This is a genomic window from Methylobacterium sp. WL12 (assembly GCF_008039475.1).
GTDB classification, from domain to species: domain Bacteria; phylum Pseudomonadota; class Alphaproteobacteria; order Rhizobiales; family Beijerinckiaceae; genus Methylobacterium; species Methylobacterium cerastii.
This window is the reverse complement of the sequence record NZ_VRUW01000053.1, coordinates 1-19,790: the sequence shown is the minus strand read 5'-3', so window position 1 is coordinate 19,790 and position 19,790 is coordinate 1. Positions and strand designations below refer to the sequence as shown.

20 protein-coding genes and 1 pseudogene are annotated in these 19,790 nt (G+C 65.7%); 10 read left to right on the top strand and 11 right to left on the bottom strand.

Annotated features, from left to right (window positions below; genetic code table 11):
* Positions 1-170 precede the first annotated feature (170 nt).
* Positions 171-476, bottom strand: coding sequence for a DUF3862 domain-containing protein (locus FV226_RS18165; RefSeq protein ID WP_147752152.1), 306 nt, complete (start codon positions 474-476; stop codon positions 171-173).
* Positions 477-530: 54 nt separating this feature from the next.
* A complete protein-coding gene (locus FV226_RS18160) occupies positions 531-1,745 on the bottom strand; it encodes an efflux RND transporter periplasmic adaptor subunit (RefSeq protein ID WP_147763989.1) in 1,215 nt (404 codons plus the stop codon).
* Positions 1,746-1,874: 129 nt separating this feature from the next.
* Between FV226_RS18160 and FV226_RS18155 the strand changes: the two genes are divergently transcribed.
* On the top strand, positions 1,875-5,033 hold the full coding sequence (locus FV226_RS18155; RefSeq protein ID WP_147752150.1) for an efflux RND transporter permease subunit: 3,159 nt from the start codon (positions 1,875-1,877) through the stop codon (positions 5,031-5,033).
* A gap of 250 nt (positions 5,034-5,283) precedes the next feature.
* On the opposite strand, the gene FV226_RS18150 is transcribed toward FV226_RS18155, so the two are convergent.
* Positions 5,284-5,916 carry a tyrosine-type recombinase/integrase gene (locus FV226_RS18150; RefSeq protein WP_147763988.1) on the bottom strand — a complete coding sequence of 211 codons (633 nt, stop codon included), beginning with the start codon at positions 5,914-5,916 and terminating at the stop codon, positions 5,284-5,286.
* A 241-nt stretch (positions 5,917-6,157) separates the two neighbouring features.
* Positions 6,158-7,033, bottom strand: coding sequence for an AraC family transcriptional regulator (locus FV226_RS18145; RefSeq protein WP_056093231.1), 876 nt, complete (start codon positions 7,031-7,033; stop codon positions 6,158-6,160).
* 109 nt (positions 7,034-7,142) lie between these two features.
* Here FV226_RS18145 and FV226_RS18140 point away from each other — a divergent pair, with 109 nt between their 5' ends.
* Both FV226_RS18140 and FV226_RS18135 read left to right on the top strand, forming a co-directional pair.
* Positions 7,143-7,916: an SDR family oxidoreductase gene (locus tag FV226_RS18140; RefSeq protein ID WP_056093234.1), complete on the top strand. Its 774-nt coding sequence runs from the start codon at positions 7,143-7,145 to the stop codon at positions 7,914-7,916.
* A gap of 157 nt (positions 7,917-8,073) precedes the next feature.
* Positions 8,074-9,261: an adenylate/guanylate cyclase domain-containing protein gene (locus FV226_RS18135; protein ID WP_147763987.1), complete on the top strand. Its 1,188-nt coding sequence runs from the start codon at positions 8,074-8,076 to the stop codon at positions 9,259-9,261.
* Between the two features lie 366 nt (positions 9,262-9,627).
* Here the strand turns inward: FV226_RS18135 and FV226_RS18130 are convergent, their stop codons facing one another.
* From FV226_RS18130 to FV226_RS18115, 4 genes are all read right to left on the bottom strand, one after another.
* A complete protein-coding gene (locus FV226_RS18130) occupies positions 9,628-9,867 on the bottom strand; it encodes a hypothetical protein (RefSeq protein ID WP_147763986.1) in 240 nt (79 codons plus the stop codon).
* 51 nt (positions 9,868-9,918) lie between these two features.
* The gene (locus FV226_RS18125) at positions 9,919-10,488 is read right to left on the bottom strand and encodes a hypothetical protein (protein ID WP_147763985.1); all 570 of its coding nucleotides are present in this window, start codon (positions 10,486-10,488) and stop codon (positions 9,919-9,921) included.
* A 62-nt stretch (positions 10,489-10,550) separates the two neighbouring features.
* The gene (locus tag FV226_RS18120; RefSeq protein WP_147763984.1) at positions 10,551-11,420 is read right to left on the bottom strand and encodes a PRC-barrel domain-containing protein; all 870 of its coding nucleotides are present in this window, start codon (positions 11,418-11,420) and stop codon (positions 10,551-10,553) included.
* Between the two features lie 130 nt (positions 11,421-11,550).
* The gene (locus FV226_RS18115) at positions 11,551-12,480 is read right to left on the bottom strand and encodes a LysR family transcriptional regulator (RefSeq protein ID WP_147763983.1); all 930 of its coding nucleotides are present in this window, start codon (positions 12,478-12,480) and stop codon (positions 11,551-11,553) included.
* A 158-nt stretch (positions 12,481-12,638) separates the two neighbouring features.
* On the opposite strand from FV226_RS18115, the gene FV226_RS18110 reads away from it, so the two are divergent.
* The 7 genes from FV226_RS18110 to FV226_RS18080 all read left to right on the top strand — a co-directional run bounded on the left by FV226_RS18110 (position 12,639) and on the right by FV226_RS18080 (position 17,988).
* Positions 12,639-13,199: an OsmC family protein gene (locus FV226_RS18110; RefSeq protein WP_147763982.1), complete on the top strand. Its 561-nt coding sequence runs from the start codon at positions 12,639-12,641 to the stop codon at positions 13,197-13,199.
* A 73-nt stretch (positions 13,200-13,272) separates the two neighbouring features.
* The gene (locus FV226_RS18105; RefSeq protein ID WP_187278788.1) at positions 13,273-14,370 is read left to right on the top strand and encodes a sensor histidine kinase; all 1,098 of its coding nucleotides are present in this window, start codon (positions 13,273-13,275) and stop codon (positions 14,368-14,370) included.
* A 140-nt stretch (positions 14,371-14,510) separates the two neighbouring features.
* On the top strand, positions 14,511-14,729 hold the full coding sequence (locus FV226_RS18100; RefSeq protein WP_147763980.1) for a hypothetical protein: 219 nt from the start codon (positions 14,511-14,513) through the stop codon (positions 14,727-14,729).
* Between the two features lie 57 nt (positions 14,730-14,786).
* On the top strand, positions 14,787-15,524 hold the full coding sequence (locus FV226_RS18095; protein WP_147763979.1) for a cyclic nucleotide-binding domain-containing protein: 738 nt from the start codon (positions 14,787-14,789) through the stop codon (positions 15,522-15,524).
* A gap of 605 nt (positions 15,525-16,129) precedes the next feature.
* Positions 16,130-16,777 carry a BON domain-containing protein gene (locus FV226_RS18090; RefSeq protein WP_147763978.1) on the top strand — a complete coding sequence of 216 codons (648 nt, stop codon included), beginning with the start codon at positions 16,130-16,132 and terminating at the stop codon, positions 16,775-16,777.
* A gap of 72 nt (positions 16,778-16,849) precedes the next feature.
* Positions 16,850-17,563, top strand: a complete 714-nt coding sequence (locus FV226_RS18085; protein ID WP_147763977.1) for a hypothetical protein — start codon at positions 16,850-16,852, stop codon at positions 17,561-17,563.
* On the top strand, positions 17,560-17,988 hold the full coding sequence (locus FV226_RS18080) for a heme-binding protein (protein ID WP_147763976.1): 429 nt from the start codon (positions 17,560-17,562) through the stop codon (positions 17,986-17,988). The genes FV226_RS18085 and FV226_RS18080 overlap by 4 nt, the downstream gene beginning before the upstream one ends.
* Before the next feature lie 76 nt (positions 17,989-18,064).
* On the opposite strand, the pseudogene FV226_RS18075 reads toward FV226_RS18080, so the two are convergent.
* From FV226_RS18075 to FV226_RS28995, 3 genes and pseudogenes are all read right to left on the bottom strand, one after another.
* Positions 18,065-18,436, bottom strand: a pseudogene (locus FV226_RS18075) (hypothetical protein).
* A 41-nt stretch (positions 18,437-18,477) separates the two neighbouring features.
* Positions 18,478-19,464 carry a 2-hydroxyacid dehydrogenase gene (locus FV226_RS18070; protein WP_147763975.1) on the bottom strand — a complete coding sequence of 329 codons (987 nt, stop codon included), beginning with the start codon at positions 19,462-19,464 and terminating at the stop codon, positions 18,478-18,480.
* Positions 19,465-19,517: 53 nt separating this feature from the next.
* Positions 19,518-19,640 carry a hypothetical protein gene (locus tag FV226_RS28995; protein ID WP_281406044.1) on the bottom strand — a complete coding sequence of 41 codons (123 nt, stop codon included), beginning with the start codon at positions 19,638-19,640 and terminating at the stop codon, positions 19,518-19,520.
* Positions 19,641-19,790 lie beyond the last annotated feature (150 nt).

Genomic DNA, 19,790 nt, shown 5'->3' with positions numbered 1-19,790 from the left:
GACATTGATTTCGGCGGTGCGTCCAGAGGTGTAGAGCGACGACATGCTCGCAGTCGCAAGCAGACAGTAAGAATCCGACCCAACTTCGTCGTTCTGGACGCTGCTTCCTATGTCTAGAAGCAGCTGTTCGAGCGAGCCGCGTCCCTCTCAGGCCAGTCGCTGCGGCGGCGTCAATTCAGTCCAAGCTGCGATTTGCTCGTTAAGTGGCCGTTGCGGAACGAGACAGTGAGGTTTGCGCCGTAGGTGCCCGTCCCGCGCCACGTGTAGGTCGCCCGCTCGGTCTGGCCGATCGTCATATGGGTCACCCGCCGGCCGGGGCAGCCGAGGCGCTCGACCGCCCGATGGTAGCTCATGCCGCGCTTCAGGGCAGCATAGGCCGCGGGCGTGGCCCGGCAGCCGGAGGGCTTTGCGACCGCCGGCCCGAAGGGGAGGACGAAGAGGGCGGCGAGGGCTGGCGCGAGACGAAGGATCGACATGGCGTTCCGGTTGCGAGACGTCTGGAGTGACGGGGTGCGGCGCCCAGCGTCCGCTCAGCCCGGCTCCGCCGCGGCCGGCGTGCCGGTCTCCGCGGGGCTGGCGTCCGGCGCGACCTCGCCGGCCGGCCGCACCACGACCTTGAGGTCTTGGCGCATCTCCTGAAGGTGATCGACCACCACCTGGTCGCCGTCGGAGAGCCCGTCGAGGATCGCGGTGTTCCCGCCATAGGTATCGCCGGTGGTGACGGGCTTCTGCTGGACCTTCCCCTCGGCGTCGATCACGTAGACGATCTGCTGGGCGAGCTGCGCGTCGAGGGACGCGGTCGGCACCAGGAGCCGCTCCTTCGTGCCCGTGCGGATGCTGGCGCGGACGAACTGGCCCGGCAGGAAGCGCTCGTCGGTGTTCGGCATCAGGGCGCGGACCAGCCGCCGGGCGGTCCGCGGGTCGAACCGGTTGTCGAGCTGGTAGATTTTGGCCTCGCGAACCGGCTTGCCCTTCGCGTCGAGCACCGCAACCGTGACGCCGCCCTTCGTCGTCATTGCCGCGCGGATCGCCTCAGAATCCTCCGCCGACAGCGCCATCTGGACGTCGATGGGATCGAGCTGAACCACGGAGACGAGCTGCGTCTGGTTCTCGATGACCAGATCGCCGGGGTTGATGGTCGAGAGGCTGGCGCGTCCGTCGAAGGGTGCGTTCACCACCGCGTAGTCGAGGTTGAGGTTCTGCCGGGCGATCGCGGCCTCGGCGCCCTGGACCTGCGCGACAGCAGATGTGCGGTTCGATTGCAACTGCTGGAAGCGCTGCTCCGTCGCGTAGCCCTTGTCGGCCAGAGATTCGGTGCGGTCCACCTCGGCCTGCGCGAAGGTGAGCTGCGCCTGGGCCTGAGCCTGCTGCGACTTGGCGGTCTGCAACGCCACCTCGAACGGGCGCGGATCGATGCGGAAGAGCACCTGCCCCTTCTTCACGTGGCCGCCCGGCTCGAAGGGGCGTTCCATCACGTTGCCGGTCACCCGCGCCTGCAGCGTCGCGTCCTGCTGGGCGATGATGGTGCCGGTGTAGGTGAAGCTGATCGGGACCGGCACCTTGCGCGCCGTCACGACACGGACTTCCAGTGGCGCCTCATCCGGCGTGGCGGCGGGCTTGGCCGCGGTGAACGGCAGGGCGGCGAGCATCTGGTGCGGCGTCGGACGCCCGGCCGCGTACCAGCCGCCCGCGCCCGCCAGGACGATGATCCCGGCCCCGAGGCCATACTTGACTGCTGCCCGCACCGATGACGCTCCCGAGCTCACCGGGTCCGGCCGCCGCGACCGCCCAGCGGCAGAGGAACACGCATGCGGGCCGGACGTTGCAACGCGGGCTCCACAATGGCGTCCTAGGACCGGAAGCCACGATCCAGCATGTTCGCCCGCTTCGTCGATCGGCCGGTGCTCGCCGGCGTCATCTCCGTGCTGATCACGCTGATCGGCGCCGTCGCCGGCCTGACGCTTCCGATCGCGCAGTTCCCCGAGATCGCACCGCCGATCATCAACATCCAGGCGACCTATCCCGGCGCCAGCGCCGAGCAGGCCTACGAGGCGATCGCCATCCCGCTCGAGCAGGAGATCAACGGCGCGCAGAACCTGCTCTACATCAACTCCACCAGCAACACCGACGGCAGCGTCAGCATGGACGCCACCTTCGAGGTCGGGTCTAACCTCGATGCAGCCGCCGCGGAGGTGCTGACCCGCGCCAACCGGGCCGAGGCCAAGCTGCCACCCTCGGTCAACGCGCAAGGGCTCGAGATCACCAAGAGCTCGCGTCAGCGGCTCGGCAACATCGTCCTCTATGCCGAGGATGGAGCGCCTTACGACGAGCTGTTCCTCGCCAACTGGGCCGAGACGCAGGTGATCAAGCCATTGCGACGCGTCCAGGGGATGGGGCGCATCGTCAACTTCTCGAACAAGCGCTACGCGATGCGGGTCTGGCTCGACCCGCTGAAGATGGAGGCGCTCGGCATCAGCCCGGGAGCGGTCTCCACCGCCATCAGCCAGCAGAACGCGCAGATCACCACCGGCACCCTCGGCAAGCCGCCCGTCGACCAAGCCACCGCCTTCGAGCTGCAGCTGGTCACGCAGGGACGCCTGCGTCAGCCCGAGGAGTTCGCCAACATTCTCTTGCGGGCCAACCCGGACGGCTCGGTGGTGCGCATCCGCGACGTCGCCCGGGTCGAGCTCGGCTCCGAGCAGTACGGCGTCCGGTCGAGCTTCGACGGGGCTCCGTCGGCGACCCTCGGACTCTATCAGAACCCCGACGCCAACGCCGTCCAGGTCATGGACGGCGCCCGCGCCACCATGAAGGACCTCGCCAAGCGCTTCCCGCCGGGGCTCAAGTACAAGATCGCGCTCGACCGGACCGAGTTCGTTAAGGAGGCGATCTTCGAGGTGGTGCGGACCCTGTTCGAGGCGCTCGTGCTCGTCGTCATCGTCACCTACCTGTTCCTGCAGAACTGGCGCGCGACCCTCATCCCGGCCATCGCGGTGCCCGTGGCGCTGGTCGGCACCTTCGGGCCGATGGCCCTGCTCGGCTTCTCGTTCAACACCCTGAGCCTGCTCGGCATGGTGTTGGCGGTGGGGCTCGTGGTCGACGACGCTATCATCGTCGTCGAGAACACCGAGCGCCTGATGGACGAGGGTATGGCGCCGCGCGAGGCCTCCCGCGAGGCCGTTACGGAGGTCGCCGGGCCGGTGATCGCCACGACCCTGGTGCTCGCCGCCCTGTTCGTGCCCGTGGCCTTCATCCCCGGGCTGACCGGCAAGCTCTACAACCAATTCGCGCTCACCATCGCGATCTCGGTGATGATCTCCGCGGTGGTCTCGCTGACCCTCACACCGGCCCTGTGCGGGCTGATCCTCAAGCACCGCGCGGCGGACGCGACGGACGAGAGCCGCTGGCGCGCGCCCTTGCGTTGGTTCAACCGGATGCTGGAGGGCGCGAGCCGCCGCCTCGTCGCAGCGATCGGGTGGCTCACCGGCCATGTCGCCCTGGTCGGCATCGCCTTCCTCGCCTTTGCCGCCCTCACGGTTTGGATGACCGTCGCGCGTCCGTCCGGCTTCGTGCCGGACGAGGACCAGGGCTACTTCTTCGCCGACGTAGTCCTGCCCAAGGGCGCGTCGGTCGCCCGCACCAACGCGGTGGTCGATCGCCTCGGCGACGCGCTCCGCGAGATCCCGAGCGTCGAGCACACGATCGGCGTCACCGGGCGCAGCATCCTGGCCGACGCGATCGCGCCGTTCTACGGCTTCCAGATCCCGACGCTGAAGCCGTGGGGCGAGCGCACACAGAGCGTCGACGACGTGATCGCCACGGTGCAGAAGCGCTTCAAGCACGATCCCGACGGGCAAGTCCGCGTGGTGAACCCGTCGCCGCTGCCCGGCCTCGGGTCGCGCAGCGGCCTGACGCTGGAGCTTCAGGATCGCAGCGGCACCGGCGGCCTCAAGCTCGCCCAGGCCGCCAATCGCTTCATCGCCGAGATGGAAAAGCTGCCCTCCGTCGGTCGCGCCATCCCCACCACCAGTTACGGCGTCCCGCAGTTGCGGCTGGAGATCGACCGCGCCAAGGCCGAGCAGCTCGGCGTGCCGCTGCAGAACCTGTTCGACGCGCTCGGCACCTATGTCGGCTCGAGCTTCGTCAACCTCTTCAATAGGTTCGGCTACGTCTACCAGGTCTACGTGCAGAGCGAGGCCTCGGGCCGCCGCACGATCGAGGACGTCGAGGCACTCACCGTTCTGAATAACCGCGGCGAGCCGGTCCGGGTCGGCTCGCTGATCCAGACCCACTTCGTCACCGGGCCGACCGCGGTCCTGTCCTACAACACCTATCCAACTATCGAGATCGCGGTGGATACGGCGGCCGGCGCCAGCTCGGGCACCGCCATCGCGGCGATCGAGGCGCTCGCCGAGGCCAAGCTCCCCTCGACCTACGCGGTAGAGTGGACCGACGTCGCCTACCAGGAAAAGATCGCCGGCGGCTACGCGCCGCTGATCTTCGGGCTCGGAACGCTGATGATCTTTCTGCTGCTCGCCGGCCAGTATGAATCATTGCGCCTGCCGTTCGTGATCCTGCTCGGTACGCCGATCGCAATCTTCGGCGCCGTGGGCTTCCTGGCGATCCGCGGGCTCGCCCTCGACATCTTCGGGCAGGTCGGGCTCCTGCTCCTGGTCGGCTTGGCGGCCAAGAACTCAATCCTCCTCGTCGCCTTCGCCGAAGACTTGCGCAAGCAGGGCGAGGACGTGCTGAAGGCCGCCCAGGACGCGGCGCGCCTGCGCATGCGCCCCATCCTGATGACGTCGTTCGCCTTCATCATGGGTTCGGTGCCGCTCGCTATCGCCAGCGGTGCGGGCGCCAACGCCCGGGTCTCGATGGGCACGGTGGTGATCGGCGGCCTGCTGGTGGCGACCTTCATCACCCTGTTCGTCACGCCGACCTTCTACGTCGCCTTCGAGCGCCTGCTGGGGAAGCCTGAGGCCTCACCCGAGCCCACCAAACGAGCGGACGGGACGCCGCAACCCGCAGAATGATCGGCCGATCCGAGGCGAAAATCTCTACGTGCGGGGCTCGCTCGTGTAGCTGCATCCTGGCCAGGCTGATCAGGCGCAGCGTTGCTCTAGAGTAGTCAGACTGCTTTCCACCCAAGGCGGAAAGGCGGGGTTGGTCAGAGAACGTCTATATCCAAGACATTATCTTGACGGGGCAAACGACTGCACCGGACGCGCTGCGGTCATAGAGACTTCATGGCCTCCTCGACGTTGCCGCCGAGGAGGCCGGGCTTCATATTTCAGTCCCTTCCGCCAAAGCGAGCGCGTCTTCAACGTCCACGCCGAGATAGCGTACCGTACTCTCAATTTTGGTATGCCCGAGCAGGATTTGCACCGCGCGTAGGTTGCCGGTTCGCTTGTAGATCAACGCCGCCTTTGTTCGGCGCAGAGAGTGCGTACCGTAGTCTTCGCGCCGTAGCCCGATGCCCGTGACCCATTCATCCACCAGTCGGGCGTACTGCCGGGTGCTTATGTGAGCCTCGTGGTCGATCCGGCTCGGGAAGGTGTAATCGTCGAGCCCGCCCCCTCGGCACCCCAGCCAAGTTAGAATGCTGGTACGTGCTGGTTCCAGCAATTCGAATTGAACAGGCCGCCCAGTTTTTCGCTGAACGACGATGACGCGCGCGCGTACATGCCCGCCGCTCACGAGCTCACCGATCTTCAATTTGACGATATCGCAACCGCGCAGCTTGCTGTCGATGGCGAGGTCGAACATAGCGCGGTCGCGTACACGCCGCTCTCCGTCGAGCCAGAAGCGAATGGCCCAAACCTGCTGTGGTTTGAGAGGGCGTTTGGCGCCCAGCTTCCGTCCTGCATTCCACGGTCGGCGATTCTTGAAGGCTGGGTCGTACTCTGAATGTCCCATTTCTCATCTCCCAACCGGCAGATGCCGGCCGGGAGAGAAAGGGCGCTGCGAACGTGGCCAGCGCAGTATTGGCTCGACGTTTTAAATGTGCGTCTCGGAGCTGCCAGGTTGAGAAGCCGCCCCACCGCGTCCGACCCAACCTGGCCATCCATCGCGCCCTTCGAATTATCCAAAAGAAGACGTTCGATGCACAGGCGAAAGCAAGGTCTCGAAACCGCTCAAAGGACCTCCACGAGCAGCTTCAGGCACGCAGTGCCCCTGGTGTTAGGCCGTCCTCCCGACGCATCACGGATGTCAGGTGACTCTGGCTAGAGAACCCGCATGTCAAAGCGATCTCTGCCAGAGTCATGGGTCCACCGAGGATGAGTGTACGCGCATGATCGAGACGCATGCGGGTAAGGTACTGATGAGGGCTCGTGCCAGTGCGCTGCCGGAAGGTGCGGAGCAATTGGCTGGACGAGAGACCGACAACGCTCGCGATGTCGTCAAGCTTCACGGTACCGGCAAAATTCGCAGACATGTAATCCCGCAGCCGCCTGAACTGTCGATCGGACAAACCGGCACCGACCTGTTTTACGCTGCGGGCGCCATATTGCTTGAGCAAGTGGAACCCCAAAAGGTTCAACAGCGAGTCCAATTGCAGGTCTGGCATGCCCGTATCGGCGTCGCATCGGAGCTCGTCACGGAGCATTTCGCCTAGAATGGCCACACGGCGATCCAGGACCGGTAATGCGTCTGACATGACGGTTGCTGATGGCAAGTCGAAGCTGTCTTGCGCCACCTTATCGAGCCAGCGTTCCGACAGGGCGAAAGCCGCGACCTCCTTGTGCTCGTGCCATCGCGCCCAGTAATCCGCACCAGCAGGCACGATCTCGCACATCCCGCTGGTGGCGGACGCAGTGCGTATCCTCGTCCCACCTAACCGCGTCTCGCGATTTGCGAATGGCGCGAACGAGAACAATACCAAATGATGGGGAATGGTTTGGCTGATCTCCCCGGCATCTCGCTTATTCCACGCCGCCGTGCCGAAATCCGTTCGGACGAGCCGCCCCCAGTTCGGCACGGGATCTTCGGCGGTGGCGACGTCGGGAAAGCCAGGCTGGTCGAGTTGATCCATGATCGCTTTCCGTCCGGAATGCGCGGCTTCTACTACGAACGCGCAATTTCTGAAAGCCAAGCTTGGGAGCTTCGGCTAGTTTTCTTCTGCTCAACAAAGAGGGAAGACTATGACAAATACAAATTCAGGCGGGGATCTCAGTGGTAAGATCGGATTAGTTACTGGCGCAACGCGTAACCAAGGCAGGGCCTATGCTGTGATGCTAGCGCAGAATGGCTGTCGCGGCGTGGCGGTTCACTATCATGGCGAGCGTTCGCGCGGCGAGGCTGAGGAGACCGCCGCCGAGATCGAGCACCTTGGCAGCACCCCTCTCCTGGTCAGTGCGAACCTTGCTCGGGTCAGCGAAGTGACAGAACTCTTCGATGCTATCGACCGTCAGTTCGGACAACTGGACATTGTGGTGAACACCGTCGGCAAGGTGGTGAAAAAGCCCTTCGTGGAGATCACTGAGGACGATTTCGACCAAAGCTTCGCGGTCAATACCAAGGCTGCCTTCTTCTGCATGCAGGAGGCCGCGAAACGCATCTCGGATCACGGTCGGATCATTAACATAGGGACGACGCTACAGGCCGCCACCACCGGACTGTACTCGATCTACGCAGGGTCGAAGGCGCCCCTCGAACATTTCACCCGTGCCCTGGCCAAGGAAATCGGCGCTCGGGGTGTCACGGTCAATACAGTCGCGCCGGGTCCCTTGAACACGTCCTTTTTCTACCCGGCCGAAACCGAGCATTCCACTGAATTCCTGAAGGGTATGAGCGTCCAGAATCGCCTGGGCGAGATCGATGAGATCACGCCCCTCATCGCTTTCTTGGCCGGTCCGAGCAGCGGTTGGGTTACGGCACAGACCCTGTTCATCAACGGCGGATTCATCGCACGCTGAGACCGGCGGCGGGTATTCTGAACCCCTGCAAGAGACATATGGATGTCATGTAGCTGTCGCCCCGCTGCAGCGGAGCGGCAACCAAAGCCTCATGACCCATCGAGATGTCCGTCATTCCGTCCCCATTCAGATCGACGGTACGAGAAAATTGTAAAGCTTGCTCGGGGAGCGTCTGTGGATTAAGAAATCCCAAAATAATCGCGAATTTAGCTTTTCTGTAATTTGGGTTGTGATCGATCCAGAGGGAGCATCTGCTGTGCAGTCTGAAGTTTCCTCCCCGATGAGATTCGCAGGTGTGCAGGGAAGGGTATTCGAATTTATTCGAGGTTCCGCCTCGTTGAGTTACGTTTTTATATCCGCAATCGTTATATTTCTACTCGATACATGGAGTCCATTACATTTCGCCGTTGCTGTTCTATATAGCGTCGTCGTGGTTCTGGCGACCCTTTGGTTTAAGCGCCTTGGTACGATCAGAACTGCGGCGTTCTGTGCGTTTCTAACGGGCCTGAGCTACATCATCACTCACGGAGCAGATCTGGATAGTGCTGCCTCGGCCCGGACATTGATCAGCCTCGCCGCCATTGCGATCACGACGAAACTGGCTCTGCTAAACATCGCCACTCGTGAGCGGCTAATCATGGTCGGCAAGGAAAAAGACAACTTAGCTCGATTTTTTCCGCCTGCCATCGTCGAGCAAATCGCTACGAACGACATCGCGCTATCGACGACACGCTACGAGCCTGCCGCGGTTCTGTTCGTCGATATGATCGGGTTCACGAAATTCTGCAGCGTTCTGCAGCCGCAGGACGTGATCGCCATGCTTCGTGAATTACTATGCACCTTGAGCGCCAGTGTGTTCGAGCACCAGGGCACCGTGGACAAGTTCACGGGCGACGGTTTGATCGCGGTATTTGGCCTGCCCGTAGTGAACGACCTGAGTGCCACGAACGCCGTACGATGTGCGCTGACCATGCAGGCGAGGCTCCAGGCATGGAACGATGAACGTGCGGCGTCGGGACTGGAAGCGGTCGCCGTTGCCATCGGCATCCATTACGGCGCTGTCGTGCTCGGCGATGTCGGATGCGAGAGCCGGCTCGAATTGACGGTCCTGGGCGATACCGTGAATGTTGCGAGCCGCGTCGAGCATCACTGCCGTGAAGCTAAGGCCTCGATCCTGATCACGGACGCTGTTGTCAGGCGCATGCAGAGCGAGGGAAGTGAGGGGGCGGTAAGAAGGTTCACCGACCGAGGGTTTCACACGATCCGGGGACATTCGGATGCCATACGACTATTCGCAATTCCGAGAGATGCAGCACTAAACGTCAATCAGCTTCTAGCAGGGTGATGATCTCTGAGTTTTTTGGATGGTTCGCCGCCGATACGGCGCATCCATTCGTGTCCGGACTCTGGTTCTTCGCGCACAAAAGCTGACCGACCGCTTACCACCCAGAGTGGTCATTCGGCTTGCGACCCAACCCAGCCGCTCATCGCGTTTCACCGCCTGCCTGTAAGCGGACATTGTTCTGAAGCCCGCTGTCTGGGTATGACCTCCGGGCCCGTAGTTCGGCACGCCGCACGGCTCCGGCAGAGGGCGCCGATCGGCCTGAGAAGGGATGGGCCGGTGACGGGTTCGGGAAAGTAAGGTCGGGCCACTCGGGGGCACCGGGGCTTTCTCGTCGGGGTGCGTGGGATCCTAAGGTGGCCTGGGCGTTTAGCCCATGAAGTGCCAGGCGGCCTCGGACATCGTGCGCTCGTGGGAGACGATGCCATCGGGTCGGAGCCCGACCTCGTCGATCCGGGCCTTCTCCGAGTGGTCGAGGGCGAGGTCCCGCTCCTTAGCGGCGGCGGCGTGCTCTCCGTTCGCAAGATGCTTGGCCGAATGCCGGTAGTGGGCGGCGGCCCGGTCATGCTGGTGTGCGGCTTCCTCGCAGATCCGTGCCATCTTGCTCATCGCCATCGCCCTTCCCCCGATTTGGTGCCCATCAGCCGCGTGCGGCCCTCGTCAGCCGCGGACCTGGCTCTGCGCCATGTCGCGGTCCCAGGTCGTCCTGGCGGCCTCGCGAGCGGCGCGGGCGGCGTTCGCGGTGGCCGCTGCCGCGCGAATGATGGATGCACGCGCTCCGGATGCCGCCCGACGTATCGCCGCCATGTTGGAGCTGATTGAGGCCGCGACGGCATCCTGTGATTTCTGCACCGCCGCCTGCGTCGCCTCCACAGATTTCTGCGCGGAATCGGCGGCCTTGCGCATCGAGGCGTTCGCCGAGACCCCCGCCGCCCTGTTGGCCGCGGCGATCTTCGTCTCGGCCCGGTTGGCGGCCTCCGCAGCGTCGGTGACGAGCTTCCCGATCATGTCGGCAGATTGCTTCGGTGCACCCTTCACCGCCGCCTTCGAGGCCTGCATCGCGAGCCGGGCCGCCTCACGGGCCGCATCGGCGGCCTCGTTCGCCTCGCGCCCGGCCTCCCGCATCGTCGCCGCGGCATCCGTGGAAGGTGCCATCGGCGTTTGCGCCATCGCCGTCGTTATCGTCGTCAGGGCGAGGAAGGTCGCAGTCAGTACCGTCGTCGTTCTCATGTCGCGATCCATTCGTGGTGTGGGATGCGGACGGCAGGGCGGGCCTGCCGATGGGGGTGTTCTCAATCGACCTGCGGGGTCTTGGAGGCGGCGCCCCAATAGGCGTCCGCCTTCGCCGTCTGCAGGGAGAACGGCTCCGCTTTGACGAACCGGCCCTCGACGATACGCGGAGCCTGGTCCATGGCGTCCTTGGTCGTATCGAGGACGAGGATGTTCAGGTTGGGCGAGACCTTGAACCGGTCCCACGGGACCGCGACGTGGCGTTCGCCGAGGCCGAAAACGCCGCCGCGGGCGATGACGAGGTAGGCGATCCCGCCGCCCTCGGGCCCCATGACGATGTCGTCCACGCTGCCGAGCGCCACGTTGCCCGGCGTGCGCACCTCGCTCCCGAGCAGGTCGTCCGACCGGAAGGCGGCGGACCGGCTCAAGACTGGCCGCGCCAACGAGAGCTCCTGCTTTCGGAAGCCCAGGGCGTTCGCGACCCGGAGGTCACGGCCCTGAATGCCGGTCTTGTACCGGTCGTAGCTGGCCTGGATCTGGAGCAGCACGTCCTCGCATGGCTGCTGCCTACCGTGGCGCGCCAAGATGTCGGCGGCGGAGAGGAGCACCCGGACCTCGTATCCGGGGCGGGCGTTTGCGTACCCCATCATCGCGGACGCGGCGCCCATCGCCATGCCGTTGTTCCCGGCCATGCCGCCGAACCAGTAGCCGCCAAGGGGATAGCCGTATCCGTAGCCGGACCCGCCCAGCCAGTAGCCGTCCTTTTCCATCTGCGCGTCGAACGCTTTGAGGTGGTCGAGGCAGACCTGCGCCGGCTTGGCCTCCGTATCCGCCATTGGCCCGGCCTTCGGCTCCTCGGCTGCCTGGAGCGGGGCCATCAGGGAGAGCGAAAGGACCGCTCCGAGGGCGATGGATCTGGCTGGCCGTTGCATGTTCGTGTTCCGGGTTGTCGGGCGCCCAAAGACTGCTCGCCCCGTCCATCCCCCGGGTTTGACCCGTCGGCTCCCTCGATACTTTGTTCTGGATCAAGGCCTGCCCACGTCGGTGGGTGAAGGCGGCCCATCAGGCGCCAACGGCCCGCACGTCCTCCTCGTTCGCGCCCGGTGGCTGGAGGAGGTGGGCGAGCGCCTGGAGGCTTTCCGTGATGTGCGTGAGCACCGTCCGTATCCTCGGCGTGTCGCGGTTGTCCTTGTGGACCAGCAGGAGGATGTCGGCGCTGGGGGGTTCCGTCGGCACGTCCATCCGGATCAGCCGGGGCTCGTCGTCCCCTCGGAAACGGGCGAGGCAAGCCAGCCCGCCGCCGCTGGCGGCGGCCTGCACGGCGGCCTCGTGGCTGCTCGTCTGCAGGACGACACGGGACATCGAGGCCATCTCGGTCAGCCAAGCCGACTGCGTCATCTCCTGGCTGTCCTCCATCTGCGTGATCAGGTGATGGTCCGGGCAGCCCTCGACGAAGTTCAGGTCGCCCCGTTCCCTGATGTAATCCGACGTGGCGTAGAGGCCGAAGGCGATGCCGCCGATGCGACGCACCACGAGGTCGTTCTGCTCGGGCTGCCGCATGCGGACCGAGATGTCCGCCTCGCGCATCGCCAGGCTGAGTTCCCTCGGGTTGGGGATCAGCTCGATCATGATGTCGGGATGCCTGGCGTGCAGGCCGGCGAAGCTCGGTGCCAGCAGGTGGGCAGCCATCGTCTCGGCGCAGGTCACCCGCACCAGCCCCCGTAGACGGCTGTCGCGGCCTGTGACATCCCGCTCAAGGGCCAAGGCCTCGGCTTCCAGACGCTCGGCCTTCTCGCGGACTTCCTTCCCGGCCAGCGTCGGCACGTAGCCGTCGGGGGTCCGGTTGAGCAGGCGCACCGCGAGGGTCGCCTCCAGCGAGTTCAGGCGCCGTCCCACGGTCGATTGCGAGACGTGAAGCACCTTGGCGGCGCTTGAAAGGCTGCCGTGCCGGACGAGCGTCAGAAAAAATCTCAGGTCGTCCCAGTCCAGCATGTGCTCCCCGCGATCCGTTTTCGCATTCCTCCTCGTCAGCTTTGGTGGCCGACTTCGTCGCGGATGAGCCTATGCTGAATGGCAGGAAATAACCACGCAGGAAATATTTTCGTCATCCGAGGATTCTCCTGGCCACTATTTCCTCCCTGGAGAATTCGATGGCATCACCACCCGTCAAACCAGGTCTTGGAGCCGCCGCACCCATCGACAAGCGCGAACTCCAGACGGTGATCGACCAGGGCAAGGCAGACCCGACCGCCGTCCGGACCCTGCGCTGCCGCACTGTCGCGCAAGGAAGGCTGAGCCAGCTCAACTACATCCGGGACCTGCCGCCACAGCCGGTGACGGAGCACGCGCCCGAGGGTCCACTCGGCGAGGCCGGCGCCCCGAACGCCTCCGAGGCCCTGCTCGCGGCCCTCGGCTCATGCCTTTCCATCGGTATCCACGCCAACGCCCTCGCCCAGGGCATCCGGATCCGCTCGCTGGAACTCGACGTCGAAGCCGACATCCACATGACCTCGGTCTGGGGCGACGGCGACCGGCAACCGAGGACCATCGGCTTCGAGAGCATCCGGGTGTCGGTGAGGATGGACGCCGATGCGTCCCGAAAGGCACTGGCGGCGCTCGTCAGGCATACGGTCCTGTGGTCGCCGGCGGCGAACACCCTCCACAACCCGGTCCATCTCGACATCGCGCTCGCACCCGCCGCAGCCGCCTGAAACGAGGCCGGACATGACCGTCACATCGTTCCTTTCCGCGTTGGGACAGCGCCGCGCGAGACCTCGGACAAGAGTGGAAGCGCCTCCGATCCTTGGTTCGCCGCCCGCCGTGTTCCGCGACCCGGACGTGCACGGGGTGGTGATCCTCGACCGGCTTGCCACGGAGGCGAAGGCGCATGCGGCCGCGTTGGCCCTGAGCGAGGAGCGCCTCCGCTTCACCCAGGAGGCAGGACGCATCGGTTCCTGGACCCTCGACCTCGCGACGATGTCGCTCGACGCATCGGAGGGATGCAAGGTGAACTTCGGACGCGATCCCCTCGCCCCCTTTACCTACGAGGCCTGGATCGAGGGTGTCCACGCGGAGGACAGGGGACGCATGCAGGGAGCGGTTTCGGCGGCCATCGCCGGGGACACGCAATACGACCACGAATTCCGGATCACCTACCCGGACGGGGCGGTCCATTGGATACACGCCCGCGGACATGCCTCCTACCGAACGGACGGGACGGCCCTGACCATCGCCGGCATCTCGCTCGACATCACCGACCGCAGGAGGGTCGAGGCGCACCGCGACCTGCTGGCGAAGGAACTGGCCCACCGGGTCAAGAACACCCTCGCGACGGTGCAGTCCATCGTCCGCCAGACCCTCCGCAGGTCCGCCTCCCTGGAAGAGGCCGAGACCATCCTCGACGCCCGCATCCTGGCGTTGTCGGCCGCGCACGACGTGCTCATCCGCGACACCTGGGAGGGGGCGACCCTAAGCGAGGTCGTCGGCGTCGCGCTGCGCCCATTCGGGACAGACCAGGAGGGGCGCTTCACGTGCCAGGGGCCTAGCGTCCAGCTCGCCTCGCGGGTCGCGCTGGCCTTCGCCATGGCCCTGCACGAACTCGCCACCAACGCCGTCAAATATGGAGCCCTGTCCACGGCGGCCGGAAGCGTCCTGCTGACGTGGGACATCCTCGACGTCGACGGCTTGGAACGGCTGCGTTTCACCTGGCAGGAGGCGGGGGGGCCGGCCGTCGCTCCGCCGACCAGGACGGGCTTCGGGTCCCGGATGATCGAACGCGCCTTGGCGGTCGAAATTGGCGGGACCGCCGAGATCGATTACCGCCCGGCTGGCGTCCTCTTCTCGGCCACGGCGCCCTTGTGCGAGATCCTGCGGGTCGATTGAGTGGCGAACATAGACCCTTGGTCTCGGGATGTAAGCAAAACTGCGTCTCCGGTCGGCGCTTTTGGTTCCGCGCCCTGGCACCTCATGCACGTTATACTTAGGCACAGACCGACCTGGATCTCCCTCTCCGAAAGGTCACAATGTTCAGAGCCGACGCCTTTTCCGTTCTAGCCAAGTCGGTCACGACCGTGCGTGACGGAGCGGAAGACAGTCGTGCCTGGGACGACGTCGCGGTCCGATTGGCCGCCGGCGTCCTGCAGCGCGCCTTCAAGCTCGACGAGGGTGCCCGGAACGACTTCCTCGACCTCGCCCGGCATGCGGAGCGTGTCCGTGCGACCGAGCGCTGGCGCGGTCGCTGACGCGACGTATCTCCCTGGCCGTTCGACGAGGCCTTACCGAACCGGAAGGACAGAGCCATGTCGATCCATCCACTTACGGTCATTCCCGCACCCTACCGGCCCATCCCGAATTCGTACCTTCGCAACGGGGTCGGAAAGGCCCGCCTCATCAGCCTCTCGGCGGCCCTGCCGCTGGTGGAACGCGATGTCCTGGAGCCGTTGAGCCGGCGCGTCTCGCTTGCGCACGGAGAGACACTGTACGGACAGGACGAGCCCGCTTGCTCGGTCTTCAACGTCACCTCGGGGGCGCTGCGCCTGTACCGCATCCTCCCGGACGGGCGCCGGCAGGTCACCGGCTTCGCGTTCCCGGGCGACTTCCTCGGGCTTTCCCTGCTCGACCGGTTCGCCGTCTCCGCGGACGCACTCGGTTCGGTCACCGCTTGCCGGTTCGAACGGCTGGCGTTCAAGGACCTGATCTGCGGACATCCCGGCCTGATGATGCACCTGCACGAGATCACCGGACAGGAACTGTCCCGGGCCAAGGATATGATGATGCTTCTCGGGCGGCGTACTGCGGAGGAGAAGATCGGTGCGTTCCTGGTGGGGCTCCAGGAACGCTACGTCCGGATCGGGCTATCCGCGGTCACCCTCGAACTGCCGATGGGGCGCCTGGACATCGCCGACCACCTCGGCCTGACCATCGAGACGGTGAGCCGGACCCTGTCGCGCCTTGACCGGGACGGCTGCCTACTGATCGTGCCCGGGGGCGTTCGCCTCCTTGACCAGGCGCGTCTCGCCCGGATGTCGGCGCACTGAGCCTGGGCCCACAGGCGAACGACCGGGAGTGAGTAGTGTGCCTGCCGTCCTCCCAATCGTCCGCGCCTCGGCAGCGATGCCGTTAGAGGCCCGGAGGGCGGACAGGCGGCCGCCTGAGGTCATACCACCGAGGCTTCGGTACTGGCGCGTCGGGTTTCCGCATCGTTCCGGTGGCGAGTGGGTCCTGCGGGCGGATATCGCTCGGCACCACCTCGTCGGATCGCGGCATGTTCGGGCCGTTGGACAGGGCGCGGGTTTCCTCGGCGGGAGCCGCCTGGACCGTCGTCCCGACGAGAAGCGCCCCGAGGGCGGCGTACGCGATCCTGGTCGACCCTGTCATAGTCCGTCCTTTCCGGGGCGAGTGTCTTGGCCACCCCGACGTCATGGCCAGCATGCGCGTATCGACACCGACGGACTTTGCGCTGGATCAAGGACCCCATGTGACCGGCGATTAGGGTCCGTCCCATCGGCACCGACGGAACCGTCCTGCCGCCGGGACACCCAAGAGGCGGTTCCCATGCCGACGGGCCTCGCACCCTTCCTACCCGGCCTCGCCAGGCGCCGCCGGAGACGGGCCGCATCCTCCACGATCCAGGAAACAGATCATGACCATGGACAAGACGCTTCAGACGAACGTCCTCGCCGAGCTTAGCTGGGAGCCGAGCGTGACCGCAGCCCATATCGGCGTGACCGCCAAGGACGGTGTCGTGACCCTGACCGGCCACGTGCAGAACTACATGGAGAAGCACGCCGCCGAGAAGGCCGCCGGACGCGTCAAGGGCGTCCGTGCCGTCACCGAGGAGATCGAGGTCCGCCTGCCGTTCGAGGCTAGGAAAAGCGACGACCAGATCGCCGCCGCCCTGGTGCAGCGCCTCGATTGGAACGTCTCCGTTCCGGACGAGGCGGTGAAAGTGAAGGTCGAGAAGGGCTGGGTCACGCTCACCGGCAAGGTCGAGTGGCAGTACCAGAGGGCGGCCGCGGAGCATGACATCCGCGGGATGCTCGGCGTGGTCGGCATCACGAACCTGATCACGATCAACCCGCATCCGAACGCGACCGACATCAGCGCCGACATCACCATGGCGCTTCATCGGAGCTGGTACGACCCGAAAACCATCAGCGTCACCGCCCACGGCGGTGTCGTCCACCTCGGCGGCACGGTCCACACTTGGTACGACCGACAGTTGGCCGGATGGACGGCCTGGGGCGCCCCCGGCGCGACGACGGTCGACAACGACATCCGCGTCGTCTGAGCGAACCGCGAAGCTCCCACGCCACCGCACCGGGCAGGCCGCCCGGTGCGGAGTCCGTCAGGAACCCCTTCGATGATCAATGCCCTGATACACGGTCACGACCGGACCCTCCTCGGCCGGATCTTCCACCACCCTGCCAGCAACAACCTGGAATGGCGCGAGGTGGTGGCCTTCGTCGGGCGGATCGGCAGCACCGAGGAGAAGCGCGACGACAAGTGGGGCTTCACCGTCGCCGGCCGGACTGCGACCTTCCTCCGTCCGCGGGACAAGGACATGGACCCGCGCGAGGTCGAGCGCCTGCGCCACCTGATGCAGGATGCCGGGCTGTCGCCCTACTCGACCGAGATCCTTGAGACCTCCGAGGTCGCAGCCGACAGCGGTGCACTCATCGTCATCGACCACCACGAGGCGCGGATCTATCGCCTCGATCCCGAGACCGCGGGCGGCGAGATCGAGACCACCCTGCGGCCCTACGACCCGAAGGGCGACATCCACCATCTCTCCCACAAGGAGGACGGCAACCATCGCGGCCAGCGCTCGCCCGAGGACCTCGGCTACTTCGACCGCATCGCCGAGGCCGTCTCACGAGCGCCGCGCGTGGCCATCGTCGGCCACGGGACCGGCAAGGCCAGCGCGATGGCCGTCCTCTCGGATCGCCTGCGCGAGCATCACCACGAGATACAGGGACGCGTCGTGGCGACCGCGACCATCGACCTTTCGACGGCGACGGACAGCCAGCTGCTGGCGCTCGGGCGCAGGATGCTGACCCGGGACGACCGGTCATGAACGCCCGCGTTTCCATGGTCGATGACCGCGACCTTACGTTGGAGGAGGCGACCGCAATCGTCGGGTGCGCCGTCACCGAGGCCTGCCGGCTCGGGATCACCGTGAGCGTCGCGGTCTGCGGCCCGCAGGGCCGTCTCGTCGCCTTCTCGAAGATGGACGGAGCGGGCTGCATGACCGCGCGGAGGGCCATCGGAAAGGCCGTCGCTTCCGCGATTTCGGGCGAACCCAGCGAGATCATGCCCCCGCCCGGGGACGACCTCTATTGCTCCGTCGTCGAAGGCGAGGGAACCGCGGCGTTCCACGAGCGCGGCGGCATTCCCCTTCGGCGGGATGGCACCCTCATTGGTGCCATAGGCGTCTACGGCGAGGCATCACGGGAACAGGATCTCGCCTGTGCGACCGTCGGGGCGGCCACCTACGGGTGACGCCGGCCCCGGCCATAGCACCCTCGACGACGCAGGCGGACGACCATACACGTCGGAACCCGCTCCCGGTGCACCGTCACGACCGACGAACGTTGGCGACCCTGAAGGTCCGCATCGTGTCGTCTTCGCTGATTGAGAGATACTCGCCTTCGACGAAACGGTGGCTGCCCAGCCGGTAGCCAGGCTCGTCGTCATCCGTCGTCCTGTCGTCGTAGTCGATCAGCTACGTGCCTCCGCCGAAGCCACCCTGCCGGTGGATCAAGCGCCCGTCGCGGTACGGCTCCCCGAGCCAGAACCGGCGGACGCGGCAAAAGTCCCGCATCTCGCGCCAGAGTACCGGATCGAGCTCTCCCCCCGCGTCGAGGGGCGCGTCGATCTCGTAGCCGCGGTCGACGCTTCCATCGGGGAAAGCCGGCCCGCGGGCGAGTGTCAGGGTGACGTGGGGCATCAAGGTGTTCTCCACTGGTGAGGGTACGCGCCCCCGCGGGGTCAGAGGACCTCGTGGACCGGTCGTCCCGTCCGTTCGAACGCGTCGATGTTGGCGACGGTCGTCTCGGCGATGGCCGTCATCGCCTCGACCGTGAAGAAGCCCTGATGCCCGGTGACGAGCACGTTCGAGAACATCAGCAGGCGCTCGAAGACGTCGTCCCGGATCACCGTGTCGGACTTGTCCTCGAAGAAAAGCTCTTCCTCCTCCTCGTAGACGTCGAGGCCGAGGTGTCCGATCCGCCCCACGTTCAGGCCGGCAACGACGGCCTTGGTATCGATGATGGCGCCGCGGCTGGTGTTGATCAGCATCACGCCGCGCTTCATCACGCCGATGGCGGCCGCATCGATGAGATGGTGCGTCTCCGGCGTCAGGGGGCAGTGCAGGGAGATGATGTCCGAGGTGGCGAGCAGGTCCTGGAGCGGGCGGTAGACGACGCCCATGGCCTCGCAGGCCGGGCTCGGCTCTACGTCGTATCCCAGGACCTTGCAGCCGAACCCCAGCATGATCCTGGCGACGCCGAGGCCGATCCGGCCGGTCCCGACGATTCCCACGGTCCGGCCATGCAGGTTGAACCCGAGTAGGCCTTCGAGGGCGAAGTTGCCGTCCCGAACCCGGGAGTAGGCACGATGGATATGCCGGTCGAGGGACAGCATCAGCGCCACGGCATGCTCTGAGACGGCCTCGGGGGAGTAGGCCGGGACCCGGGCGACGACGATGCCATGCCGCTTGGCTGCGGTGACGTCGACGTTGTTGAACCCTGCGGACCGCAGGACGACGAGGCGAACCCCAAGCTGTGCGAACGTATCGAGTGCGGCGGCGTCGACCGCGTCGTTGACGAACGCACAGACGACCTGGGCCTTTTCGGCGAGGACTGCCGTGGTCCGGTCGAGCCGCGCATCGATGTAGGTCAGGGCGTGGCGGCCCGCGACCGCCGCGTCGAGGAAACGCCGGTCGTACGGCTTGGTGCTGAAGACCGCGACATCCATGTGGTCATCCTTGGGCGTGAGGGCGTTCGAGAAGGCATTTGGGTTGAAGCCGCTCAGGCGGGCGCCAGGACTGAGACGAAAGGCTTCGTGCCGTCCTGCGCGAGGGGGACCTGCTCGGCCGTGCCGGTCTCCCGGAGGAACAGGGCGAGGATCAGGGCTAGGACGACGCCGCCCACCAGGGGCAGGAAGGCGGTCTGGATGTCAAACAGCGTTGAACATTGACCCTGGATCGGCGTCGAACTTTGACCCCCCGGATGGGTATGGCGGGACGCCCCTGATCAGCCCGGCGAAGCGGGTCGGGGTGGCGCAGCCGGGCTGATCAGGGG